The organism is Vibrio sp. 10N.261.55.A7, assembly GCF_002877365.1.
In the GTDB taxonomy this organism is placed as follows: Bacteria; Pseudomonadota; Gammaproteobacteria; order Enterobacterales; family Vibrionaceae; genus Vibrio.
The window spans coordinates 1-20,316 of sequence record NZ_MCWZ01000308.1; the positions used below are offsets into that span (position 1 = coordinate 1).

The window sequence follows — 20,316 nt, forward strand, 5'->3', positions numbered from 1 at the left end:
GTTTTGCCTTGTAAAGAGCTTTATCTGCTAACTTGATAACGTTTTGCGGTTTTCTGTCACTTGATGAATCAGCAACACCAATACTAATCGTAATTTTCACTGTTTCTGCTTCTGACGCTTTACCACGTTTTGACGCGCCTGTTTTCTTGTCCTTTGGCCTAGTTGAAACGTTTCTTAGTGCCATTTCGTATTGCGCGATATCTTCTCTAACCAGCTCTAAATGTTCGAGAACATCATCAAGGTATCGACCTCTAAATACGGCCGTAAACTCTTCGCCACCATAACGGTATACTCTTGCCTTGCCGCCAACTAAAGCCAGGCGTGAAGCAACCAGCTTTAATACATCATCACCAGTATCGTGGCCGTAAGTGTCGTTAAAGGCTTTAAAGTGATCGACATCCAGCATAGCTATCGAGTACTTTCTTCCCAATTGCTTTAAGTCCATTTCTAACGCGTGGCGTCCTGGAATACCGGTCAATCCATCATTAAAAGCGAGTTCATGGCTTGCGGAAATTAAATAGATTAGAAGCAATAAGCCAGCAAGGCTGAACATGGTACTAGAGATATAAGGAATATCGAAAAATATGAAAGTGGCGCTGGCGGTCAATATTGCGGAGTAAGAAACGACGTCAGCTATTCGGTTGTTCCGAAGTACGAGTATTGCCGTTATACCTGTTAACGCAACAAGGTACATAACGAGAACAAATGGTAAGTGTGACACTTGAGGGACAACAAAAAGCAATCCTTGTTGGAACAGAGCGATGCTCTCTACACCAAAATGAGTGACGGTTAGATAGGACCAAGCAATAAACAAGATGTTGATCAATATATAGAAAACAAAACTCTTGCTGCTCAAATTTGAGTCTTTGAAGGCATAAGTTAAAAGCGCCGCGACTGGTAGAAGAAAAGCTAATAAAGATAGTTCTAATAGTGAGGTTCCAGTACTGAGGGATGTTTGAAGACGAGATTGAATGACCCAATAACTCAGCATCATGGCAAATGCGATCATTGCGCAGCGACTTTGATTAAAGCTATGACTTAAAATCAAAGCGAAGAAAAACAGAACAATAGGTAGGTTGACCGCAATATCTATATTACTTTGAGTTACGGTGATGACATTGCTCATTCCAATCCAAAGTGAGGTAATGAGGCAAAGTGGGAAAGCAACCCTAAACCAGTTTGAAGTGACGATGGATGGAGACATTAGAGAGCAGAGTACCGATAGTTATAAAAACGAACACAATAATTGATAATAGAATACTTCTATTTACTGATTTGCCAAGCTTTTTGCTAAACTATTGAGACCAAGAAGAGTTTGACAGGATTCTCTCTCCACTTTGCTTGAGAAAACTTGTTCTAATCTAATGGGTGAGCTAGATTGATTTCTACATAACTAAATAAAGAAGTGTGTCTGATTGAGGGGTAGAGAATGCAAATTAGTGTTGATGTTCATAATTATATGGAAACTCTGGTTGGGCACGAGCTCGCCAAAACAGAATACACCGAAAATTTTGACAACGAGCAGTTAGCTGATTTAGCTTGTTTGGCGTTAAGCCAGCTTAGGCCTGTATATATAAGGCATGATATTGATTTTCTATCTGCATTGCCTGAAGATCGACTGATGGTGTTAAAACAATACACTGAAACGGCGGTCGAGAACGCTAAGGTGATGATTTTGGAAGACCGCCGTTCATCAAGAGGTGATGACGTTCCTGTTATGTTTAGTCACCCAAGATTTGATGATGATGTAGAACTAGAGTGGTTTGAAAAACCAATCCTTCAAGCAAAAAAATAAGAGGTATTGTTACGTGGGACTATTTTCTCGCCTATTTGGGTTTGGGGGCAGCAGTGAAAAGCAAGCTGTTGAAGTTGAACCTGTCGAGTATAAAGGTTATTTGATCTATCAAGAGCCTGTTCCTGAAGGTGGGCAGTTTCGCATCGCAGGGCGCATTACTAAAGAAGTGAATGAAGAGCTAAAATCTCATCGATTTATACGCTCTGATGTCCTGTCTAATAAAAGCGATGCAAACGAATTAATGCTTAAAAAAGCCCAAATGTTTATCGATCAAATGGGTGAAAATATTTTCTCATAACTGATACGTTAGCCATCACCAAATTGACAAAAATCATAATTATTGGAGCCATTAGCAGTTATGCTTATGGCTCTTTTTGTTTGAGATAAACAATTGTTAACTAAGTTCTTTTTTACATCTGGTTTGACCTGTTATTGAACGTTTCGTGGTTATTTTTCTTCAGTAATAAGTTGTTCGCGCAATGAAAGTGTATTTATGTAATAAATATTGGTTTATTTATTACAAAATCACTTGCAGTTAAGTCAAACGTTCGCTAAAAAAGAGTAATCATTTGTGCCAATAGTCAAGGATTAGCTATGCAAATTGGTGTACCTAAAGAAATTCTCGCGGGAGAAACGCGAGTCGCTGCATCTCCAAAATCGGTGGAGCAGTTGATCAAGCTTGGATTCGATGTTTCAGTTGAGGCTGGAGCTGGTAGCCTAGCAAGCTTCGATGATTCAGCCTATACCGCCGCTGGAGCCACAATTTCGTCAAGCAGTGATGTTTGGCAATCAGATCTCATCTTAAAAGTGAACGCGCCTATTGTTGATGCAGGCACTGATACTGATGAAATCTCTCTTTTTAAAGATGGTGCTAGCCTTATTAGCTTCATCTGGCCAGCTCAAAACCCTGAACTGATGGAACAGCTCTCTGCTAAAAACATCAATGTCATGGCGATGGATGCGGTTCCACGAATTTCCAGAGCACAAGCGCTTGATGCACTCTCTTCTATGGCAAATATTGCCGGTTATAGAGCGGTAGTGGAAGCAGCCCATGAGTTCGGTCGCTTCTTTACTGGTCAAATCACGGCTGCCGGTAAGGTACCACCTGCAAAGGTACTGGTAGCGGGGGCTGGTGTAGCCGGCCTGGCAGCGATTGGCGCAGCGGGTAGCCTTGGTGCCATCGTAAGAGCATTTGATGTTCGTCCAGAGGTAAAAGAGCAAGTGCAATCAATGGGTGCAGAATTTCTCGAAGTTGACTTTGAAGAAGATTCTGGTGCCGGCGATGGCTACGCGAAAGAAATGTCAGAAGCGTTCAATAAGAAAGCAGAAGAGCTTTACGCAGAACAAGCCAAAGATGTTGATATTATCGTTACAACCGCTCTGATTCCCGGGCGTCCTGCGCCTAAGTTGATCACTAAAGCAATGGTCGACAGCATGAAAGCTGGGTCAGTGATTGTTGATCTAGCCGCAGCCAATGGTGGTAACTGTGAATATACCGTTGCTGATAAAGTTATCACAACGGAAAACGGTGTAAAAATTGTTGGTTACACAGATATGGTGGGTCGCCTGCCAACGCAATCTTCTCAACTTTACGCGACTAACATCGTTAACCTGTTGAAGCTTCTTTGTAAAGAGAAAGACGGTAACATTGATATTGATTTTGAAGATGTCGTTCTTCGTGGTGTGACTGTTATAAAAGAGGGTGAAATTACTTGGCCAGCGCCACCAATTCAAGTATCTGCCCAGCCACAAGTCAAACCTCAAGAATCAGTGAAAGCTGAACCTGCAGTCGAGGAGCCTACCTCTCCTTTGAAGAAGTTTATTGGTTTAGGTGTTGGTCTCGCGGCATTTGGTTGGGTAGCGTCAGTTGCACCCGCTGCTTTCTTAGCGCATTTCACGGTATTCGTATTGGCCTGTATCGTTGGTTATTATGTGGTTTGGAACGTATCCCATTCACTGCATACACCACTGATGTCAGTGACAAACGCTATTTCAGGCATCATCGTTGTCGGTGCTCTATTACAGATTGGACAAGGAAGTGGCGTTGTCACTTTCTTATCGTTCATCGCAGTCCTCATCGCAAGCATAAACATATTTGGTGGCTTCACTGTAACCAAACGCATGCTTGAAATGTTCCGTAAAGACTAAAGGGAGTAACAAATGTCTGCAGGATTAGTACAAGCGGCTTATTTAGTTGCTGCTGTCTTTTTTATAAAGAGCCTTGCCGGGCTGTCGAAACAAGAATCTGCTCGCGCTGGTAATTACTATGGCATAGCCGGTATGGCCATCGCACTTATTGCGACTATATTTGGACCTGAAACAGAAGGTTTAGCGTGGATTCTACTTGCAATGGTGATAGGTGGTGCAATAGGTATCCACTACGCTAAGAAAGTTGAAATGACGGAGATGCCTGAACTCGTAGCGATACTGCACAGTTTCGTAGGTATGGCTGCTGTTTTAGTTGGTTACAACAGCTATATCGATCCACCAGCGGTAATCTCAGTAACGCCTTCTGATATTCATGCTGAACATGTGATTCACTTAGTTGAAGTCTTTCTTGGTGTGTTCATCGGTGCGGTAACCTTCACTGGTTCAATCGTCGCATTCGGCAAGTTACGTGGTGTAATTTCATCATCAGCATTAAGTATCCCACATAAACACAAGTGGAATCTTCTAGCGATCGTGGCGTCAACATTGCTAATGGTTTACTTCGTTAAAGCGGATGGAAGTATGTTTGCTTTACTTGTGATGACACTGATTGCTTGTGCCTTTGGTTATCACTTAGTTGCCTCTATTGGTGGTGCGGATATGCCAGTTGTCGTATCAATGCTGAACTCGTATTCAGGTTGGGCGGCTGCGGCTGCGGGCTTCATGCTTGCAAATGATCTTCTGATTGTGACAGGTGCATTGGTTGGTTCTTCTGGCGCAATTCTCTCTTACATTATGTGTAAGGCGATGAACCGTTCATTTATTAGTGTTATTGCTGGTGGGTTTGGTCAGGAAGTTAGCGCGAGTGAAGGGGAAGAAGATTACGGTGAACACCGTGAGATCAATGCTGAAGATGTTGCTGACATGCTTAAAAACTCGTCTTCTGTCATCATTACCCCTGGGTATGGTATGGCCGTTGCGCAAGCTCAATACCCAGTACATGAGATAACTGAAAAACTTCGTGCGCTAGGTGTCAATGTTCGTTTTGGTATTCACCCTGTCGCGGGCCGTCTACCGGGACACATGAACGTATTGTTAGCGGAAGCAAAAGTACCCTATGATATCGTTCTTGAAATGGATGAGATCAATGATGATTTAAGCGAAACAGATACTGTTCTAGTCATTGGTGCAAATGATACCGTTAACCCTGCTGCGTTAGACGATCCAAACAGTCCAATCGCTGGAATGCCAGTGCTTGAAGTTTGGAATGCTCAAAACGTAATCGTCTTTAAGCGTTCAATGAACCCGGGTTATGCAGGGGTTCAAAATCCATTGTTCTTCAAAGAAAACACACAAATGTTGTTTGGTGATGCTAAGGAAAGTGTAGACGCAATTTCCAAAGCTCTTTAAAAACAATCGTATATAACGAAAAGCCAGCATTATGCTGGCTTTTTTAATTCAAGTATTATTGACGTCGATATTACAATCGACATGTATATTTGAGGCAGAATGCATTATAGTTCTTAAACGTAATTAATTCAGACTGCTTCCTTTGATTAAACGTGTCATTCAATTCCTACTGCTTAACTTAGTCCTCGCTACCCAATATAGCTGGGCGGATTCTTTACCTGAAAGAATTGATAACTTTGAAAGCTACTTCAATTTTGATGACGCGATCGTTTCTTACGACATCAGGGTCATTCAAGCTGAATATCCTACACGACTGATCACCCCAGATTCGTTATTGCCACTGACAGCAGAGTATCCGCTTCGAGATATACAGAAGCTATATCAATTATCATTGTCGTGTACCGGAAAACTACCGCTTAGCCCTCTTATTACAGAACCTCTAGTCTTTACGCGAGCTATCTGTAAAGAAACAAATTTGTCACCAAGATGGTTTGCCCGAAGCAGTCTCATTCACCCTGGTGGTGGATCCTACGCCTATCGTTGGGTTTCAAAGTATCCAGAACAGAATGAAACTCTTGAAATGTTTATGCATATTCAAGAAAGGCCATCGGCACCACCGGGTTCATTACTAGGTCGCCTTCAACGAATGAGCCAAGAAAGCATCACGTCTTTGATAAGTGGCGCTCAGATGTTTATTGAGCAAGATGAATTATGGTTGAAACAGGGTAATACCTACTCAATATTTGGTTCAAGTAGTTGGAAACCAAATGTGAGCAAAGCCGAACTGAGCTTCAGTTTATCAAGTGAAAGCTCGACTTGCTTTGTCCAGAGAGGGAATATTTGTTGGGATGTAGAAGATCATTCCGATATTTTGCGAATCTCTATGATAGCGCTGGTCGTCGCCAATATTTTATTGGTCATCGGTTGGTCGGCTTATCGTTGGAATTCGAAGAGACAAGAAATGAGAAGCCGAATGCTGGTTCTTCAGATATTGACTCACGAACTCCGAACGCCTATTGCGAGTTTGTCGTTAACCGTTGAAGGGTTTCGTCGAGAGTTTGAGCAATTACCGGAAAGCGTTTACGATGAATTCAGGCGTTTGTGCGAAGATTCTCGTCGATTAAGACAATTAGCTGAAGCAAGTAAAGATTATTTGCAGTCTGATAACAAACCCCTTAACACAGAATGGGTACCATCTGTATCTGAATGGCTTGAGTATAAAGTATCGGATGAGTTCCATGGCGATTTAGATTTTAAGATCAATGAAGATCGAGCAGCAAAGCTCAATGTTTATTGGTTAAGTAACTGTATAGATAACCTAGTTCGCAATGCCATCAAATATGGTGTTGCACCGATATTAATAGATGTGACCACGTCGACAGATCGTCTAACGATCAAAGTAATCGATCAAGGTGAGTTATCACATCGAGATTGGCGAAACCTTAAAAAGCCGTTTGTAAGTAAAGCGGGTTTAGGGTTAGGCCTGACAATTGTTGAATCAATGGTTGGACGAATGGGAGGAAAAATGACTCTTATCGGACCACCAACTACTTTTATTTTGGAGATACCCTGTGAAACAGACACTGCTACTAGTTGAAGACGATAAAAACCTAGCTGATGGTCTATTAGTGAGCCTTGAGCAAGCAGGATATGAATGTCTACATGCTGAAACTATTGCGAGTGTAGCTCAGCATTGGGAAAAAGCGGACATTGTAATATTAGACCGCCAATTGCCTGATGGCGATTCAGTTGAACATCTTCAGGGTTGGAAGCAACTTAAGGATGTGCCCGTTATTTTATTAACTGCGCTAGTAACGGTTAAAGATAAAGTGGCAGGCCTAGACTCGGGTGCAAATGACTATTTAACAAAACCATTCGCTGAAGCGGAACTATTCGCAAGGATAAGAGCTCAACTGAGATTGCCGGAATCTGAAGGCATTGATGACTCGAAGGTCGTGACAAAGAATCTAGTGATAGACAAAGCAACGCGGGAAGTGCATTACCAAGATGAAGCAATTACTTTAACTAGAACAGAGTTCGATTTGTTACTATTTTTAGCGAGTAATCTAGGACGAGTATTCACGCGCGATGAGTTACTTGATCATGTATGGGGTTACAATCACTTCCCTACAACAAGAACGGTAGACACTCACGTTCTTCAGTTAAGACAAAAATTATCGGGTCTAGAAATTGAAACACTTCGTGGTGTTGGATATAAGATGAAAGCTTGATGCTAAAGTTTGCTAAATGGGTATGTGTTGCAATAAGTTTTCCTATCGCAGCAAGCAGTGTTGAATGGTTTGAGTCAAATACTCCTTTGACTCAGGCTCATCAATATCTACTTGAAGATGATCTTGATGCAATGTTCAGTTCTATTGTTGAAGTTCATCAGCAAGATGACAGCCGTTCTACACAGGAGCATCTCAATAAGTTGCTTCTACACTCTTTACAAGTTGACTGTGGTAAAGGGCTAGACAATAAACGTTTACCTGAGTGGATTTCATCAGCATCAATTCGGCGGACTAATGTTCAAAGCCCAGGTCGTGATATTCATAATATCACTGTATCAATAGAAGCAACGAAGGACATTGAAAATATCGTTTTCAAGCGATGGGTAGATAAGCCAGTATCAACGGATAGTGAATTTGCAGTGAATGAGTCGCAAGTAAACGACAGTAAAAAGGTCGTTTACCAGAAGCGTTATAACCTGAACAGTAGAGCTTTGATGGGGCTTTATCGTGTTGATGTAACAGCAGTCGATCAGGAGACATGGAGCTCTTGGGTAGTTTTTGCTGATTCGAAAGCAAAGCAAGTTGTTCGTTGGCAGTCAAAAGATCAATGGGCAGTAGAAAAAAACGCACTGCTAAACGACAACTGTCCACTACCTAGTTTATCGGTCGCGTTATACGACTATATTGACGGCAAGTATAATGAGGTATGGAGTCGTAGTTATGAATCAGATTATCCGACCTCGTTCAACCCGAGCAACATTGCTCCTGATAGATATGTTCTTGCCGTATCTATGACCAACCAACGGTGGCAAGGGCAGGTATTAATCGAACAATCTCAAATAATTAGCAAAACATATGACGTTTCACTAGAGGAATAGCTAAAGTTAATACACAATAAGTCGTTATAAACCTTAAGGGAATAAATGTTTATATTATTATGAAAACGACTTATAGATTTTTGACATTAGCTGTGGCTATTGGTGCGTCAAGCGCAAATGCGGCAAACTATGCAATCGAGGCTCGCGGTGACGCTATGGGTGGAGTCGGTGTTGTATCAGCCAACTTTCTAACGGCCCCTTTCTATAACCCTGCTTTGACAGCGATCTATCGACGTAATGATGACGTTGGAATGATCATCCCAAGTATAGGTTTATCATACAGCGATGAAGATAATATGGTCGATGATCTTGATCGAGCTGCCAGTCTTATCGATTCTATTGATTCTAGTAACCCTAACCTCGATGATGTTGCCTCATTACAGGAATCGTTAGATGCGCTTGAAGGCGATAAAGCAAAGCTTGAAATTGGTGGTGTTGTCGCGTTTGCCATACCGAATCAGTACATTGCAGCAAACATCTTTGGTAAAGCCTATGTTGAATCTTTCGCTGCTCCGGATATTTATACTGGTGCCAATACTGGAAATTCCGCTACTGACACACTGGTAAATGCGGAACTAAGCGCTGTGAATGCCGTCGCGATTGGTGTGACAGAAATCGGCATATCTTTAGCTAAGTATCAAACATTTCTCGGCCAACACATATCCTTTGGTGTTTCTCCTAAAATACAAAGAATATACACTTACGTTTATTCAGCAAACCTAAATAACTACGATATTAAAGATGTAGCTGATGACGGAACAGGCGAAACCATGTTTAACATGGATGCAGGTTTCCTTTGGTTTCATGGCCCTTTGCGATTAGGTTTTAGTGCGACTAATTTGATTTCTCGAGATATTAATACCATTACTTCGACACAGACAATTACAAGCAGTATCGATTCGAGCCAAAGTCGCACGCTAGATATCGGCTATGCATACCAAATGAGACCACAATATACAGTAGGCGCAGGGATCGTTGCAGATTACGCAACGCTCAGTGTTGATTACGATATTAATGAAGATGAACGCTTCACTGGTTTTGATGACAATACTCAATGGCTAAGGGTAGGGGGGGAAATTGATGTTATGCGTCAATTAAAGCTCCGAGCTGGTTACAAACGAAATCTCGCCTATGAAAATAGTGATGACACTATTACTGCTGGTATTGGTATCTCACCGTTGAACCTGTTCCAGCTCGACATCGGTGGTAGCTATACCAATGAAAATTCGATGGGCGTTTATGTTAACTTTCTTGGTAGTTATTAATACCTCTATCCCTTAAAAGTGATTCAGTATATAGTCAGCTCCTCATTTATAGAGGAGCTTTTTTATGTTTGATGATTTATCCCTTTCCCATGAAGAACAACAACAGGCTGTGGAACGTATCCAAGAGTTAATGAAAACAGGAATGAGCACGGCACAGGCGATTAAGCTGGTTGCTGAACAAATTAGATCTGAGCATGGAGAAAAAGAGTAGGGCATTTTCTACTCATTAATCTTAACGCACTATAACTAAATATCTTGCTATTACAATCTACACAGCTAAGTGGGTATTTAAATTAAAGCACGTAAAATATCAAATTTGATATGGGTTGTGTTGTTAGAACAAAGGTTAACCTGGTGGGGCAATTATAACTAAATAACAATGACTTATGACGTTATGGTGTACTACTCAAGAATTTGTGATTCCCTATTTGTAATTTAATTACAGCGGAGAAGCTGCCTTGAATATTGGGCAGTGTTTCATTCTGATTAATCACACGGTCACGCTTCCACACAAAGAATAGAATCGATCAAGTGACGATGTCACGCAGTGTTGTTCGTATGGCTTCGCACTGAGCACAGAGAAAATCTTTTCAACTGGGTTGGGCCTATTACTGATATTAAGGTCATAGTGCTTGCTAGAAAGCGAGACAACATAATCATTAACGATTCAGTGGAGATGCATCGATATAAAATTGGAGTGATTCGTGACGATATTGGAGAGCAGTCTCTGCTTAAGCTTGGGATCCCCAGAAACTCTATGCAAGAAGCAACGTCTTTCACGATACTTGCCGAACAATTAGTGAAAGGTCGTTTATGCGTTTAACAAGAATATTGACCCTAAAGTTGTTTCTGAGCTAGAAAAAGGAATCGACATAATTAGAACTCAGAAGAATGACAAAGGAATAACGTAGTATCAGGTGATTATTAATAAGTATCGATAGAAACCTCAGCCGGCTTTCGATCTTAGGTTTATGTTAATGGTTGCTAAAGACAGCATTTCTGAGCCTACTAATTCGATATCTCTGTCAATCCCATTTTAAAATGTCCTTCCTTCAGCAAAGTAGAAATGTCACGTTGAACATAATCGTATTTAAACCATGTTAGGATGTACTTCTTTTTTTGGAGGTTTCTATATGCCATATAATTCTGATGCTACAAGCAACTTAAGTATTGACAATGAAAGTGTTGTTGACTGGGAGTTAGGTTTGCCAGGGCAATGGTATATGGGGGTGGTTGATACCCAAAAAAAATCTGTAAAGTTAGCTCCTGTCAATATTTTTGATCTGAGAGGAAGTCTAAATCAGCAAGTCTTAAGTAATACTTCTCAGCAAGGTATTAATCGTTATGCGTCTGGTGCTCCAGGGGAGCGAGAGGGGTATTCTATTATGCCTTCCTATCTTCAGAATCGCCCCCCAGGTATGACTCATCATGTAGCGGTGATGCAACAAGCTGGTTTTGATTTATCAAGTTCACTAGGGTTTAGCTTGATTAAAATTAATAATCGTTTTGCTCAAATGAAGATGACATCTACATCTTTAAACGGTGACAAACCAGAAGCAAGGTATCACCATAGTTTTTCTCGCGCGACATGTATGAATACCTCCGGTTACTACCCAACAGGTGCTCAGTTACCTATACAATGGCAGCATGCTTTAAGTCGGTTTTTTAAGGTCAGTATAAGAATTGAACATATATGTGTATCTAACGACTAAACTTTAGTCACTTCCTAGAATCGCTTGCTTCAAATAATTCTGGTTCAACTAGTACAGGGTTGAGAGCCTTTAATTGTTGCTCTCTTGCCCGTCTTTGAGCTGTGCGTCTTGGAGAACTTTTGCTTCGCTCTCTAGTCTGATTTTTCTCAAATTCCTCTTGTTTTTGCTGTGCAAAACGCAGTACTTGGCCTAATCGTTTGTTGTCGACGACTTGGCCTTGGTCAACTTTAGCCAATTTATCGAAAGTCTTGAAGTTCAGGTTTCGATGGCCATATTGAACAGCAATACTGCCGTCTGGATAATCCAATATTTTAACCACCTCATTGACGAGCTTGGTATTTTCTTCGGTATTTTCAACTAAGTAAATTACTTTGTCATACTGGAATGTCAGTGACTTACTGAGCTTTCGAGTGTCTTGCCATGAGAAAATATCATCTAAATCCGATGTGTTTTCGCGTACAATTCTATGCATGTTTTTGGGGTAATTTGCTGCTTTGGCGAAGCGTTGATTAAAGTCATCGATGAAGTAGGGTAGCCAGCTATTTGCTTCTTCAATAGTGTTTATATTTTGCAATCGCATCTCTTTAACTAGCCGATCTTGTAGTGTCAAGTTCGCACGCTCAACACGTCCTTTGGCTTGAGAACTGTTCGCACAAATTAACTCAATACCGAGATCTTTTAACATACGGCCATATTGAGTCGGGTATTTCGACTCGACAGCTTTTTTGTTACTTGAGTGAAAAATGGCGTGTCGATCGCTGTAAAAAGCCGTGGGCTTCCCGTGGTCGTTTAGGTATTCGCGAGTGGACATCATATAGTCAAACGCTGATTCTGTTTCACTGAATCGCAAATTCATGTTCCTACTTGTCGCATCATCTATAAACACCAACAGGCAACATTTTTCACTGCGTCCTTCAAACCAATCGTGGTGAGAGCCGTCTATTTGGATTAATTCACCAAGACAATCTCGACGGTAACGAGGTTGATAGACTCTAGGCTTACGCTGTGAATGCGGGATCCAAAGGTTGTCGGTAATCATCCATTGGCGAAGTGTCTCTAGAGAAATAACTAAGTTATGGTTTTTTACCAGTTTTTCACGTGCAAATGTGGGTGAGAAATCAGAATAGTGTTTATGGATAGTCGAGAGAATCTCTTTACGATAATCCTCGGAATAACGACGATTACTTGGTTTGCCTCTAGAAGCATGCGTCAAACTGGCCGCGCCATGTTCACGTAACTTATTCATTAACCTTTGAACCTGACGCCCGCTTAAGGAGAGTATCTCTGCGGCATCAGCACGACGTAAGCGGTGATCACAAACATCTTGAATAACTTTGAATCGAATAATTTCTTTTTCACTCATGGCAATCAACATCTCAGTAGTCCTCAGTAGTCCTCAGTAACCGAAGCTGGTACATGAAATGTAGTCAGCAACCGGTACTAAGGTGACATTTTAATCTAGCTCAAAAGTGACATTACTAAATTGCTCCTACAATCTCAGTGCGTATTATCTATCTTATGTTAAATTAAATTTAAGGCTTCTTTAGTAATTACCCTTCCAGTTGTACCTATGCCGTTAGAACCTCCTACTATTAAACATAATGGTGATTTACCATAAAGTAGATAATAACTAGTTTACTATCTATCGATGTTCACTAGTCATTATCCTTCTTGGCTCTCTAACCGCCAGCCAGTTTTACGATATGGCCTTTTTTCTCAAGATGCGCTTTGATTTTGTCCCTAGCATCACCTTGGATCTCAATCGTACCTGCTTTGACTGAACCACCACAGCCACAAACTTTTTTAAGTTCAGCAGCGACTAGTTTCAATTGTACATCGTCTAAATCAAGGCCAGAGACAATACTAACGCCTTTGCCTTTACGTCCTTTAGTTTGTTTCTGGATTCGAACAATGCCATCACCTTTTGGACGTTCTGCTACTGCTTCTTCTGGTTTAATTCGGCCAGATTCCGTTGAATATACGAGACTCATTAGTACTACTTTCTCTGTTGCTCTGATTTTTGTTTTGCGATTATATACGCTTCAATGTGTTTTTGTATCGCTATCTTCGACCCCTTTATGAGTCGGCCATTGAAAAAACAGTACCAAGCATTAGGCTCACCTGTGTCATTTTTCAAGGCAAAGCCATTAAAGTTTTCAGCCTGTGGAGAACCAGAAGCCTCACGCTTCTTTCCAACAGTTGAAAATTCTTTAGGGTCAATGATCGTGGCGGTATCGCAAAACCAATCGATACTCTTTTTAACTGCGGCTAAACTACCGGATAAAACATGGTTTTTGATTTTAGCTTGCCAAACATCGCTACTGCTATCAGCAGATTTTAGGTTGAAACCTTTGTAAATAGTAACGGCCATATGCAATATTCATATTGTTGTAGTTAATTAAATAATAATTGTATCTGACGTGTTATCAAGTATATTGCGATTTATATATGATTTCGTAGACGTTTTTTATGCGGAAAAAGATTGAAAGGATCACTGACAAAGAAGCGTTAAATCAATGGCGTACTGTGTTTTCGTCAGATATTTCTATTGAGCAGTTTGAGTTATTGACTCAGTTTCAATACTCTCGAAATTCTATGTTGGCTATGGTTAAAGACTGGAATGTGTTCAATCATTTTTGTTTGCAAAAACATGTTCGATCACTTCCAGCTTCAGTGACCGCGGTAAGGCGTTTCATTGAGCATGAATCTGAGAAAAGAAAGTTTTCAACTCTAAAACGTTACAGTGTGACTATATCGTTAGTCCATCGATTACTCGCAGATTCAGACCCTGTTGCCAATAGCCAAATCCGACTGTTGCTCGCCAAGTACCGACTTGATAAGCATGGAGACGCAAAGCAAGCAGCCGTTTTTACAGCTGAACACTTACAATCGCTCGACACTATTCTAATGCAATCACCTACCCCAAAAGCTGTGCGTGATTTATCTATCTGTTACCTGATGTTTGAATGTGCTTTAAAACGTTCAGAACTCAAAAGGTTGATGCTTACCAATACTCATCTATACGATGATTTTGTCGCTTTAGACATTTCTGATCATACATACAGGTTAAGCGGTAGAGCCTCTTATGTTTTAAAACAGTGGCTTGCTACGTTAGGCGAAATTGATGAAGGGGTATTGTTCAGTGCGATAGATAAGCACGGAAATATTAGCCAACGTAAGATGGATGACTCATCAATATATCGAGTACTCAAAGGTGCGAGCGAAATACTTGAGTTACCCGTTAATTTTTCTGGCCATTCGACACGTGTAGGTGCTGCAAAACATTTGGCCAATAATGGTTCCAATATCAAAGAGATTCAGAAGTTTGGACGTTGGCTATCCCCTGCCATGCCTTACCAGTATATTGGCCTTAAGCAGAAAGCAGAGGACGAACAACAAACGTTTATAACGATTAGGCCTTGGGAATAGAGGCTCAAGCTCTAATAGAAGACTCGACACAGTTCGCTAAGAACTCAGAGAATTGGTGGCCATTGTTTTCGAGCATCTTGGGAAACATTGAAATGGGTGTCATACCAGGGAAAGTATTGACTTCATTGAGGTAAATATTCCCATCTTCTGTTAAGAAGAAATCAATTCTCGACAAGTGACGTAGCCTCATTTGCTTGAAGACCTTATGAGCGCTCTCTGCAATGACCTCTCGCTGGCTCTCAGTGAGATCTGTTGCTTCGATAACAGTACTAGAGTGGCTGTTTGCACTGTACTTCTCTTCGTAAGAATAGAAAGCATCCGAAGGAGCAATCACCTCACCAGGCTTAGAGATATACAGTGTTCCTTCAAATTCATAAGCGGCAACTTCAAGTTCTCTTGGTTTGACTGCTTTTTCAATAAGAACCTGGTCAGAATAGCCAAAGGCAGCGTCTATTGAAGGTTTTAGCTCGTCAAGGTTTGTTACCTTGTAACATCCTACGGAGGAGCCTTGTCTCGCCGCTTTTACAAATACACTTCCCCACTCTTCTAGCGAAGTCGCAGCCTGTGTATAGGCATCTTCACTGTTTTCAGATAAAAATAGATACGGTGTATTAGGAATGCCGAGTGCATCGTACCAAAGCTTCGAAGTGATTTTATTGAAACTGTTTGTACTGGCTTCTGGCCCACACCCTAGGTAAGGAATACCAGCAAGCTCTAACATGGATTGAATATCTCCTGTTTCACCTGGAAACCCGTGAATACATGGGATGACAAAATCAATCGATGTACTAGATTCACTCGACTCTAGCGTCGCCTTGTTTGTATCGAGGGAAACCAACTGACCTAAATCGTTGAACCAACCATTGTTTCGCATTTCTATGCGTATGACATTGAAGTGAGAAGTCACTGAAAGCTGCTGTTGTAAATAATTTGCAGATAGTAACGATACCTCGTGCTCAGAGGATCCGCCGCCACACAGCAGAAGAATGGTTGTTTTAGTCATTAACGTAGTTTCCGTAAAGCTACAAAAGTTGAAGTTATAATAATGAAAATGAGCCAAAACGATAGCGTAAGTTACTTTGTTTTACGCGGTTTTGGCTCACTTGATGGAATCTTCACCGAAATACCAATTGTTTTAGCTTCGTTGTATCAATCAGCTAAATTGTTACCCTTAGTTTAATTTATTCAACGTTGGGAATTCAGAGTTTTTAATAGAATCAATACTCTTCACAAATGGCTTAAGGTTTCTAAATTCACTAGGCAAAGTTGCAATCGCTTCTTTCGCATCAGCTTGTGTTGCGTAGTCACCGAATAGAACGGTATACCACTTTGTACCATTAACGACTTTGTAATTTTCCCAAATAGGTTGCTTCTCCGTCATTGGAAGTTTACGAGCAAATTCATCGACTTTCGTTTGAGAGCCCACCGCAACAACTTGAATTGTATAACCGTAGCGCGGATTCATAGCGACTTGCTTGGATGTTGGGGGAATAATAGCAACTGAAGATGCATTAGAGTTCGTTTTAACAACCATCTGCGTTTCTTTTGTTGGCGCTACGTTGACGGTCTTAGTGTCGACATTGGCTTCGGTAATACCTTCTGCTGCACCCTGTTCAGACACTACTGGTTGCTCTACTTCTGCAACTTTGTAATCTTCTTTATAGCTCTCTGAAGTCACATCAGTAATGTATGTATCAGATGCACATGCCGATAGAAGTACAGATAGTCCAACAATTGAAATCTTTTTCATGAAATGCACTTATGTCCTTAGTATGAATTACCATAAATCATGCCGATTGAAAGGCTTGGAATCAAGCCAACATTTTAATTATATATCAATACTCTGTGATGCATGGCACAAAGTCACTTTTCTCCTTCGTTTAACTGTACATAACGAGAGCGAAATGTTCTCACGAAAACGCTTTATTGATTAATCTATGCATATCACGAATCAATTGAGTTTGGCATGAATACACTAGATCAGTTACTTAAACCTAAGTCTGTAGCCGTTATCGGAGCGTCAATTAAAGATCGACGTGCTGGGAATATAGTGATGAAGAACCTGTTACTTGGTGGTTTTGAGGGGGCTATTATGCCAGTTAGCCCGAAATACCCATCTGTTTGTGGTGTTCTAGCTTACAAAACAATTGACGCACTTCCTATCACTCCTGATATCGCGATCTTATGTACGCACGCCAGTCGCAATGTTGCGCTTGTTTCAGAACTCGCAGAGAAAGGCGTTTCAACGGCAATCATTCTTTCTTCTGACATGGCGGAGGAAGGGGAAGACACAATACAGTCTCAGTGCCTGGCCATTGCGCGTCGCGCTAATATGCGGATACTCGGTCCAAACAGTTTGGGAATCATGCTTCCCTGGCTTAAATTCAATGGATCCTTTTCACCTATCACTGCGTTACCTGGGAAAATTGCTTTTATTTCTCAATCTGCTGCGGTGTGTACAACGATTTTGGATTGGGCAAACGACAAAAATATTGGTTTTTCAGCGTTTGTCTCTTTAGGTAATGCCGTAGATATTGATTTTGCTGAGCTTCTTGATCGTTTAAGTATGGATTCTCATACCGAAGCCATTTTACTGTATGTCGATACCATTAAGGATGCACGAAGGTTCATGTCAGCGGCACGTGCAGCCTCACGAAATAGAAGAATTCTCGTACTAAAAGGTGGTCGAACAGCCGGTGGTCGTAAAGCCGCTATGAGACATACTGGAGGCGATGACACTCTAGATATCATCTATGATTCTGCAATTCGACGTACGGGTATGTTACGTGTTAAAAATACTCATGAACTATTCGCCGCCGTAGAGACACTCACACATTCAGTTCCTCTAAGAGGCGAACGTTTAGCCATCATAACCAATGGTGGTGGCCCTGCCATTATGGCTGTTGATACGCTTTTAGAGCGTGGTGGAAAACTGGCCAAACTTAATAGCGAAATCAAAGACAAGCTTGATAGCGTCCTGCCCCCGAGTTGGTCTAGAAGTAACCCTATAGACATGGTAGGCGATGCGGATCATGAACGATACATTTCTACTCTAAACGTATTAATGGACAGTAATGTCGCTGATGCCATACTAATTATGCACAGCCCTTCTCCTGTCTCTCTCTCTGAACAAACGGCTCAAAAGATTGTCGAAGCCATCAAAGCGCACCCCAAGCATTCTCAGTTTAATATATTAACGAATTGGTCTGGAGAGCAAACGGCTAAAGCCGCTCGGCATGTCTTTACCGAAGCAGGTATTCCAACTTATCGAACACCTGAAAGTGCCGTCGTAGCGTTCATGCACCTTGTGGAGTACAGAAGAAACCAGAAACAATTAATGGAAACGCCAACCTCTTCTGAACCAGTGCATATTGCTGAACTCAATCAAGCCAAAGAGTGGATCAAAAGGAAGCTTGAGGACAAAAACTTAACCACTTTGGACACTCATCAAATCGGTGAGTTTTTGAAATATTTCAATTTTGACGTTTTACCTACTTGGATAGCGTCAGACGCTGTTGAAGCCGTGCATGTGGCAGAGCAAATTGGCTACCCGGTGGCAGTGAAACTACGTTCTCCGGATATTGCCCATAAATCCGATGTACACGGTGTAATGCTAAACCTCAGAAACAGCGTCGAGGTTGCCAATGCAGCGCAAGCCATTCTTGATAGAACCAAGCTATCTTATCCAGCTGCCAATGTTCACGGCCTTCTTGTACAAGGTATGGGGAAACTCGCGGGTGGTGAAGAAATACGAATTAAAGTGAAAACCGATTCTACCTTCGGTCCAGTCATTTTACTTGGACAAGGTGGATCGGAATGGGATGAATCTATTGATGCAGCCGCGGCGCTTCCTCCTTTGAACATGACGTTGGCTCGTTATCTGATAGTGAGAGCCATTAAAGGAGGGAAGATTCGGCCTCAGAAGCTGCCAGAACCAATGAATATTGAAGGGTTATCTGAATTCTTGGTGAGGTTGTCTCAGATGGTCGTCGATTGCCCTGAAGTGGATACACTGGATATTCATCCAGTCCTTGCGAATGGGAGTGAGTTTACCGTTCTCGATGCTGATCTAGTGTTGAAATCTTATCATTCTGATGCACATCAAAGGCTCGCTATTCGCCCCTATCCTGTCGAGATGGAAGAAGCCCTCACGCTTCGAGATAAAACCAACATACTACTTAGGCCGATTTTACCTGAGGATGAACCACTGCACGCTGAGTTCATTCATAACGTATCGAAAGAAGACCTGTATAAGCGATTCTTTACCGATGTAGGTGAGTTTAACCACGAAGCGTTAGCAAACTTTACTCAAATTGATTACGACCGAGAAATGGCCTTTGTCGCCGTTTCTAATACTGACGGCAATCCTTCGATCATCGGTGTTTCTAGGGCACTGATCAATCCACAAAACAGTGATGCCGAATTTGCTATTTTGATCCGCTCAGATCTAAAAGGAAACGGATTAGGTAAATTGTTAATGAATAAGATCATACGATATTGCAAAGATAAAGGTACGGATCAAATCTCAGGAATGACAATGCCTACAAACAGAGGAATGTTAACGTTGGCTCAAAAGTTAGGGTTTGAAGTCGACGTACAGTTCGCAGATGGCACAGCCGACATGGTTCTCAGATTAAAAGACTAGCTTAAGAGTGTCGTAATGAATTGAGGCTAGTAGTTAATGAAAGTCATACTAGCCTTACATTTTTATACGATTAGTTGCCAATGCTCTTTTAGATAGCGAATGCACCAACTCTTCGCATTACCCATTTTATTTCGCTTCCAAGCGAGCACAATATCAATGTCTTGACTCGACGTTCCCTCGATCAGTTTTAGTTTATTCTGTTGAATCAAAGGTTCTGCTACTTGTCTCGGCAATGTGCCAATACCAATGCCTGCGATAAGCGCGTTTACTTTTGCGTGAAAGGTCGTCACGGTTAATAGAGGCTGCTTGTCAATAATATTGACCGTTCGTATTGGATGCTCTCTTGCTGTATCTGCGATGGCGATGATTTTGTACTTCTGACGCTCTTTCTCATTAAATTCCCCTACTCGTTTGTGGACATAATGAGACTCTGCAGCCACCCATACCATAGACATAGAGCCAATACATTCGGTTTTAAGATCGTGCGGGATCATGCCAGTGTTCGGGCAAACCAGAAGATCCGCACGCCCTAGCATTAGCGATTCCCAACAACCTGCTAAGATCTCCTCTTGCAATTTGATCTTGGTGTTGCTGGTTTCCTCAAGACGAGTGACTAACGGGAAAAAGTTTCCTACTGGTATTATCCCATCGAATGAAATGGTCAGTTCAAGTTCCCATCCATTTGCGAGCGCTGATGCTCTATCGACGAGATCACGAGAAGACAGAAGAATAAGCCTGCCTTGCTCCATTAATAATAGCCCAGCCTCAGTAAATTCCGCTTTATGTCCTGAACGGTCAAAGAT

General features: G+C 41.5%; 19 protein-coding genes and 1 pseudogene. 13 read left to right on the plus strand and 7 right to left on the minus strand.

Annotation, left to right across the window (positions count from 1 at the left end; translation table 11 throughout):
* Positions 1-1,204 (minus strand): GGDEF domain-containing protein (locus BCU12_RS18485; protein WP_198599380.1); only part of this gene is annotated, 1,204 nt, incomplete at its 3' end.
* A gap of 225 nt (positions 1,205-1,429) precedes the next feature.
* Between BCU12_RS18485 and BCU12_RS18490 the strand changes: the two genes are divergently transcribed.
* The 11 genes and pseudogenes from BCU12_RS18490 (at position 1,430) to BCU12_RS18540 (ending at position 11,439) form a co-directional block, all read left to right on the plus strand.
* Complete coding sequence (locus tag BCU12_RS18490; RefSeq protein ID WP_102405725.1) at positions 1,430-1,795, plus strand: late competence development ComFB family protein; 366 nt, start codon at positions 1,430-1,432, stop codon at positions 1,793-1,795.
* Between the two features lie 13 nt (positions 1,796-1,808).
* A complete protein-coding gene (locus BCU12_RS18495; RefSeq protein ID WP_102405726.1) occupies positions 1,809-2,093 on the plus strand; it encodes an HlyU family transcriptional regulator in 285 nt (94 codons plus the stop codon).
* A 296-nt stretch (positions 2,094-2,389) separates the two neighbouring features.
* Positions 2,390-3,943, plus strand: a complete 1,554-nt coding sequence (locus tag BCU12_RS18500) for a Re/Si-specific NAD(P)(+) transhydrogenase subunit alpha (RefSeq protein ID WP_102405727.1) — start codon at positions 2,390-2,392, stop codon at positions 3,941-3,943.
* 12 nt (positions 3,944-3,955) lie between these two features.
* A complete protein-coding gene (gene pntB, locus BCU12_RS18505; RefSeq protein WP_102405728.1) occupies positions 3,956-5,353 on the plus strand; it encodes a Re/Si-specific NAD(P)(+) transhydrogenase subunit beta in 1,398 nt (465 codons plus the stop codon).
* Between the two features lie 145 nt (positions 5,354-5,498).
* On the plus strand, positions 5,499-6,950 hold the full coding sequence (vxrA, locus tag BCU12_RS18510) for a sensor histidine kinase VxrA (RefSeq protein ID WP_241909875.1): 1,452 nt from the start codon (positions 5,499-5,501) through the stop codon (positions 6,948-6,950).
* Complete coding sequence (gene vxrB / locus BCU12_RS18515) at positions 6,925-7,584, plus strand: response regulator transcription factor VxrB (RefSeq protein ID WP_102405730.1); 660 nt, start codon at positions 6,925-6,927, stop codon at positions 7,582-7,584. Before vxrA ends, vxrB begins: the two co-directional genes overlap by 26 nt.
* The gene (locus BCU12_RS18520; protein ID WP_102405731.1) at positions 7,584-8,462 is read left to right on the plus strand and encodes a DUF2861 family protein; all 879 of its coding nucleotides are present in this window, start codon (positions 7,584-7,586) and stop codon (positions 8,460-8,462) included. The genes vxrB and BCU12_RS18520 overlap by 1 nt, the downstream gene beginning before the upstream one ends.
* 59 nt (positions 8,463-8,521) lie before the next feature.
* Positions 8,522-9,727: a conjugal transfer protein TraF gene (locus tag BCU12_RS18525; RefSeq protein WP_102405732.1), complete on the plus strand. Its 1,206-nt coding sequence runs from the start codon at positions 8,522-8,524 to the stop codon at positions 9,725-9,727.
* 64 nt (positions 9,728-9,791) lie between these two features.
* Complete coding sequence (locus BCU12_RS18530) at positions 9,792-9,938, plus strand: YoaH family protein (RefSeq protein ID WP_102405733.1); 147 nt, start codon at positions 9,792-9,794, stop codon at positions 9,936-9,938.
* A 336-nt stretch (positions 9,939-10,274) separates the two neighbouring features.
* A pseudogene (locus BCU12_RS18535) lies at positions 10,275-10,638 on the plus strand (amino acid ABC transporter substrate-binding protein); the annotation flags it as partial.
* A gap of 222 nt (positions 10,639-10,860) precedes the next feature.
* Positions 10,861-11,439 carry a hypothetical protein gene (locus BCU12_RS18540; protein ID WP_102405734.1) on the plus strand — a complete coding sequence of 193 codons (579 nt, stop codon included), beginning with the start codon at positions 10,861-10,863 and terminating at the stop codon, positions 11,437-11,439.
* A gap of 7 nt (positions 11,440-11,446) precedes the next feature.
* Here the strand turns inward: BCU12_RS18540 and BCU12_RS18545 are convergent, their stop codons facing one another.
* The 3 genes from BCU12_RS18545 to BCU12_RS18555 form a co-directional block, all read right to left on the minus strand.
* Positions 11,447-12,802, minus strand: a complete 1,356-nt coding sequence (locus BCU12_RS18545; protein WP_102405742.1) for an ISNCY family transposase — start codon at positions 12,800-12,802, stop codon at positions 11,447-11,449.
* 316 nt (positions 12,803-13,118) lie between these two features.
* A complete protein-coding gene (yciH, locus tag BCU12_RS18550) occupies positions 13,119-13,430 on the minus strand; it encodes a stress response translation initiation inhibitor YciH (RefSeq protein ID WP_102405735.1) in 312 nt (103 codons plus the stop codon).
* A gap of 5 nt (positions 13,431-13,435) precedes the next feature.
* Positions 13,436-13,810: a DUF3319 domain-containing protein gene (locus tag BCU12_RS18555; protein ID WP_102405736.1), complete on the minus strand. Its 375-nt coding sequence runs from the start codon at positions 13,808-13,810 to the stop codon at positions 13,436-13,438.
* 98 nt (positions 13,811-13,908) lie between these two features.
* Between BCU12_RS18555 and BCU12_RS18560 the strand changes: the two genes are divergently transcribed.
* Positions 13,909-14,868 (plus strand): tyrosine-type recombinase/integrase, encoded by a 960-nt coding sequence (locus BCU12_RS18560; protein ID WP_102405737.1) that lies wholly within the window; start codon positions 13,909-13,911, stop codon positions 14,866-14,868.
* A 4-nt stretch (positions 14,869-14,872) separates the two neighbouring features.
* Here the strand turns inward: BCU12_RS18560 and BCU12_RS18565 are convergent, their stop codons facing one another.
* Both BCU12_RS18565 and BCU12_RS18570 read right to left on the minus strand, forming a co-directional pair.
* Positions 14,873-15,871: a D-alanine--D-alanine ligase gene (locus tag BCU12_RS18565; protein WP_102405738.1), complete on the minus strand. Its 999-nt coding sequence runs from the start codon at positions 15,869-15,871 to the stop codon at positions 14,873-14,875.
* Between the two features lie 168 nt (positions 15,872-16,039).
* The gene (locus BCU12_RS18570; protein ID WP_102405739.1) at positions 16,040-16,618 is read right to left on the minus strand and encodes an SPOR domain-containing protein; all 579 of its coding nucleotides are present in this window, start codon (positions 16,616-16,618) and stop codon (positions 16,040-16,042) included.
* 216 nt (positions 16,619-16,834) lie between these two features.
* On the opposite strand from BCU12_RS18570, the gene BCU12_RS18575 reads away from it, so the two are divergent.
* On the plus strand, positions 16,835-19,513 hold the full coding sequence (locus tag BCU12_RS18575) for a bifunctional acetate--CoA ligase family protein/GNAT family N-acetyltransferase (protein WP_102405740.1): 2,679 nt from the start codon (positions 16,835-16,837) through the stop codon (positions 19,511-19,513).
* A 62-nt stretch (positions 19,514-19,575) separates the two neighbouring features.
* On the opposite strand, the gene BCU12_RS18580 is transcribed toward BCU12_RS18575, so the two are convergent.
* Positions 19,576-20,316 (minus strand): LysR substrate-binding domain-containing protein (locus BCU12_RS18580; protein ID WP_102405741.1); only part of this gene is annotated, 741 nt, incomplete at its 5' end.

Bases quoted from the DNA above. Each gene is read 5' to 3' on its own strand.
- BCU12_RS18540 (WP_102405734.1), top strand. From the start codon at position 10,861: ATGCCATATAATTCTGATGCTACAAGCAACTTAAGTATTGACAATGAA.
- BCU12_RS18570 (WP_102405739.1), bottom strand. From the start codon at position 16,618: ATGAAAAAGATTTCAATTGTTGGACTATCTGTACTTCTATCGGCATGT.
- BCU12_RS18530 (WP_102405733.1), top strand. From the start codon at position 9,792: ATGTTTGATGATTTATCCCTTTCCCATGAAGAACAACAACAGGCTGTG.
- BCU12_RS18525 (WP_102405732.1), top strand. From the start codon at position 8,522: ATGAAAACGACTTATAGATTTTTGACATTAGCTGTGGCTATTGGTGCG.
- pntB (WP_102405728.1), top strand. From the start codon at position 3,956: ATGTCTGCAGGATTAGTACAAGCGGCTTATTTAGTTGCTGCTGTCTTT.
- BCU12_RS18545 (WP_102405742.1), bottom strand. From the start codon at position 12,802: ATGAGTGAAAAAGAAATTATTCGATTCAAAGTTATTCAAGATGTTTGT.
- BCU12_RS18520 (WP_102405731.1), top strand. From the start codon at position 7,584: ATGCTAAAGTTTGCTAAATGGGTATGTGTTGCAATAAGTTTTCCTATC.
- BCU12_RS18555 (WP_102405736.1), bottom strand. From the start codon at position 13,810: ATGGCCGTTACTATTTACAAAGGTTTCAACCTAAAATCTGCTGATAGC.
- yciH (WP_102405735.1), bottom strand. From the start codon at position 13,430: ATGAGTCTCGTATATTCAACGGAATCTGGCCGAATTAAACCAGAAGAA.
- BCU12_RS18565 (WP_102405738.1), bottom strand. From the start codon at position 15,871: ATGACTAAAACAACCATTCTTCTGCTGTGTGGCGGCGGATCCTCTGAG.
- BCU12_RS18575 (WP_102405740.1), top strand. From the start codon at position 16,835: ATGAATACACTAGATCAGTTACTTAAACCTAAGTCTGTAGCCGTTATC.
- BCU12_RS18500 (WP_102405727.1), top strand. From the start codon at position 2,390: ATGCAAATTGGTGTACCTAAAGAAATTCTCGCGGGAGAAACGCGAGTC.
- BCU12_RS18560 (WP_102405737.1), top strand. From the start codon at position 13,909: ATGCGGAAAAAGATTGAAAGGATCACTGACAAAGAAGCGTTAAATCAA.
- BCU12_RS18490 (WP_102405725.1), top strand. From the start codon at position 1,430: ATGCAAATTAGTGTTGATGTTCATAATTATATGGAAACTCTGGTTGGG.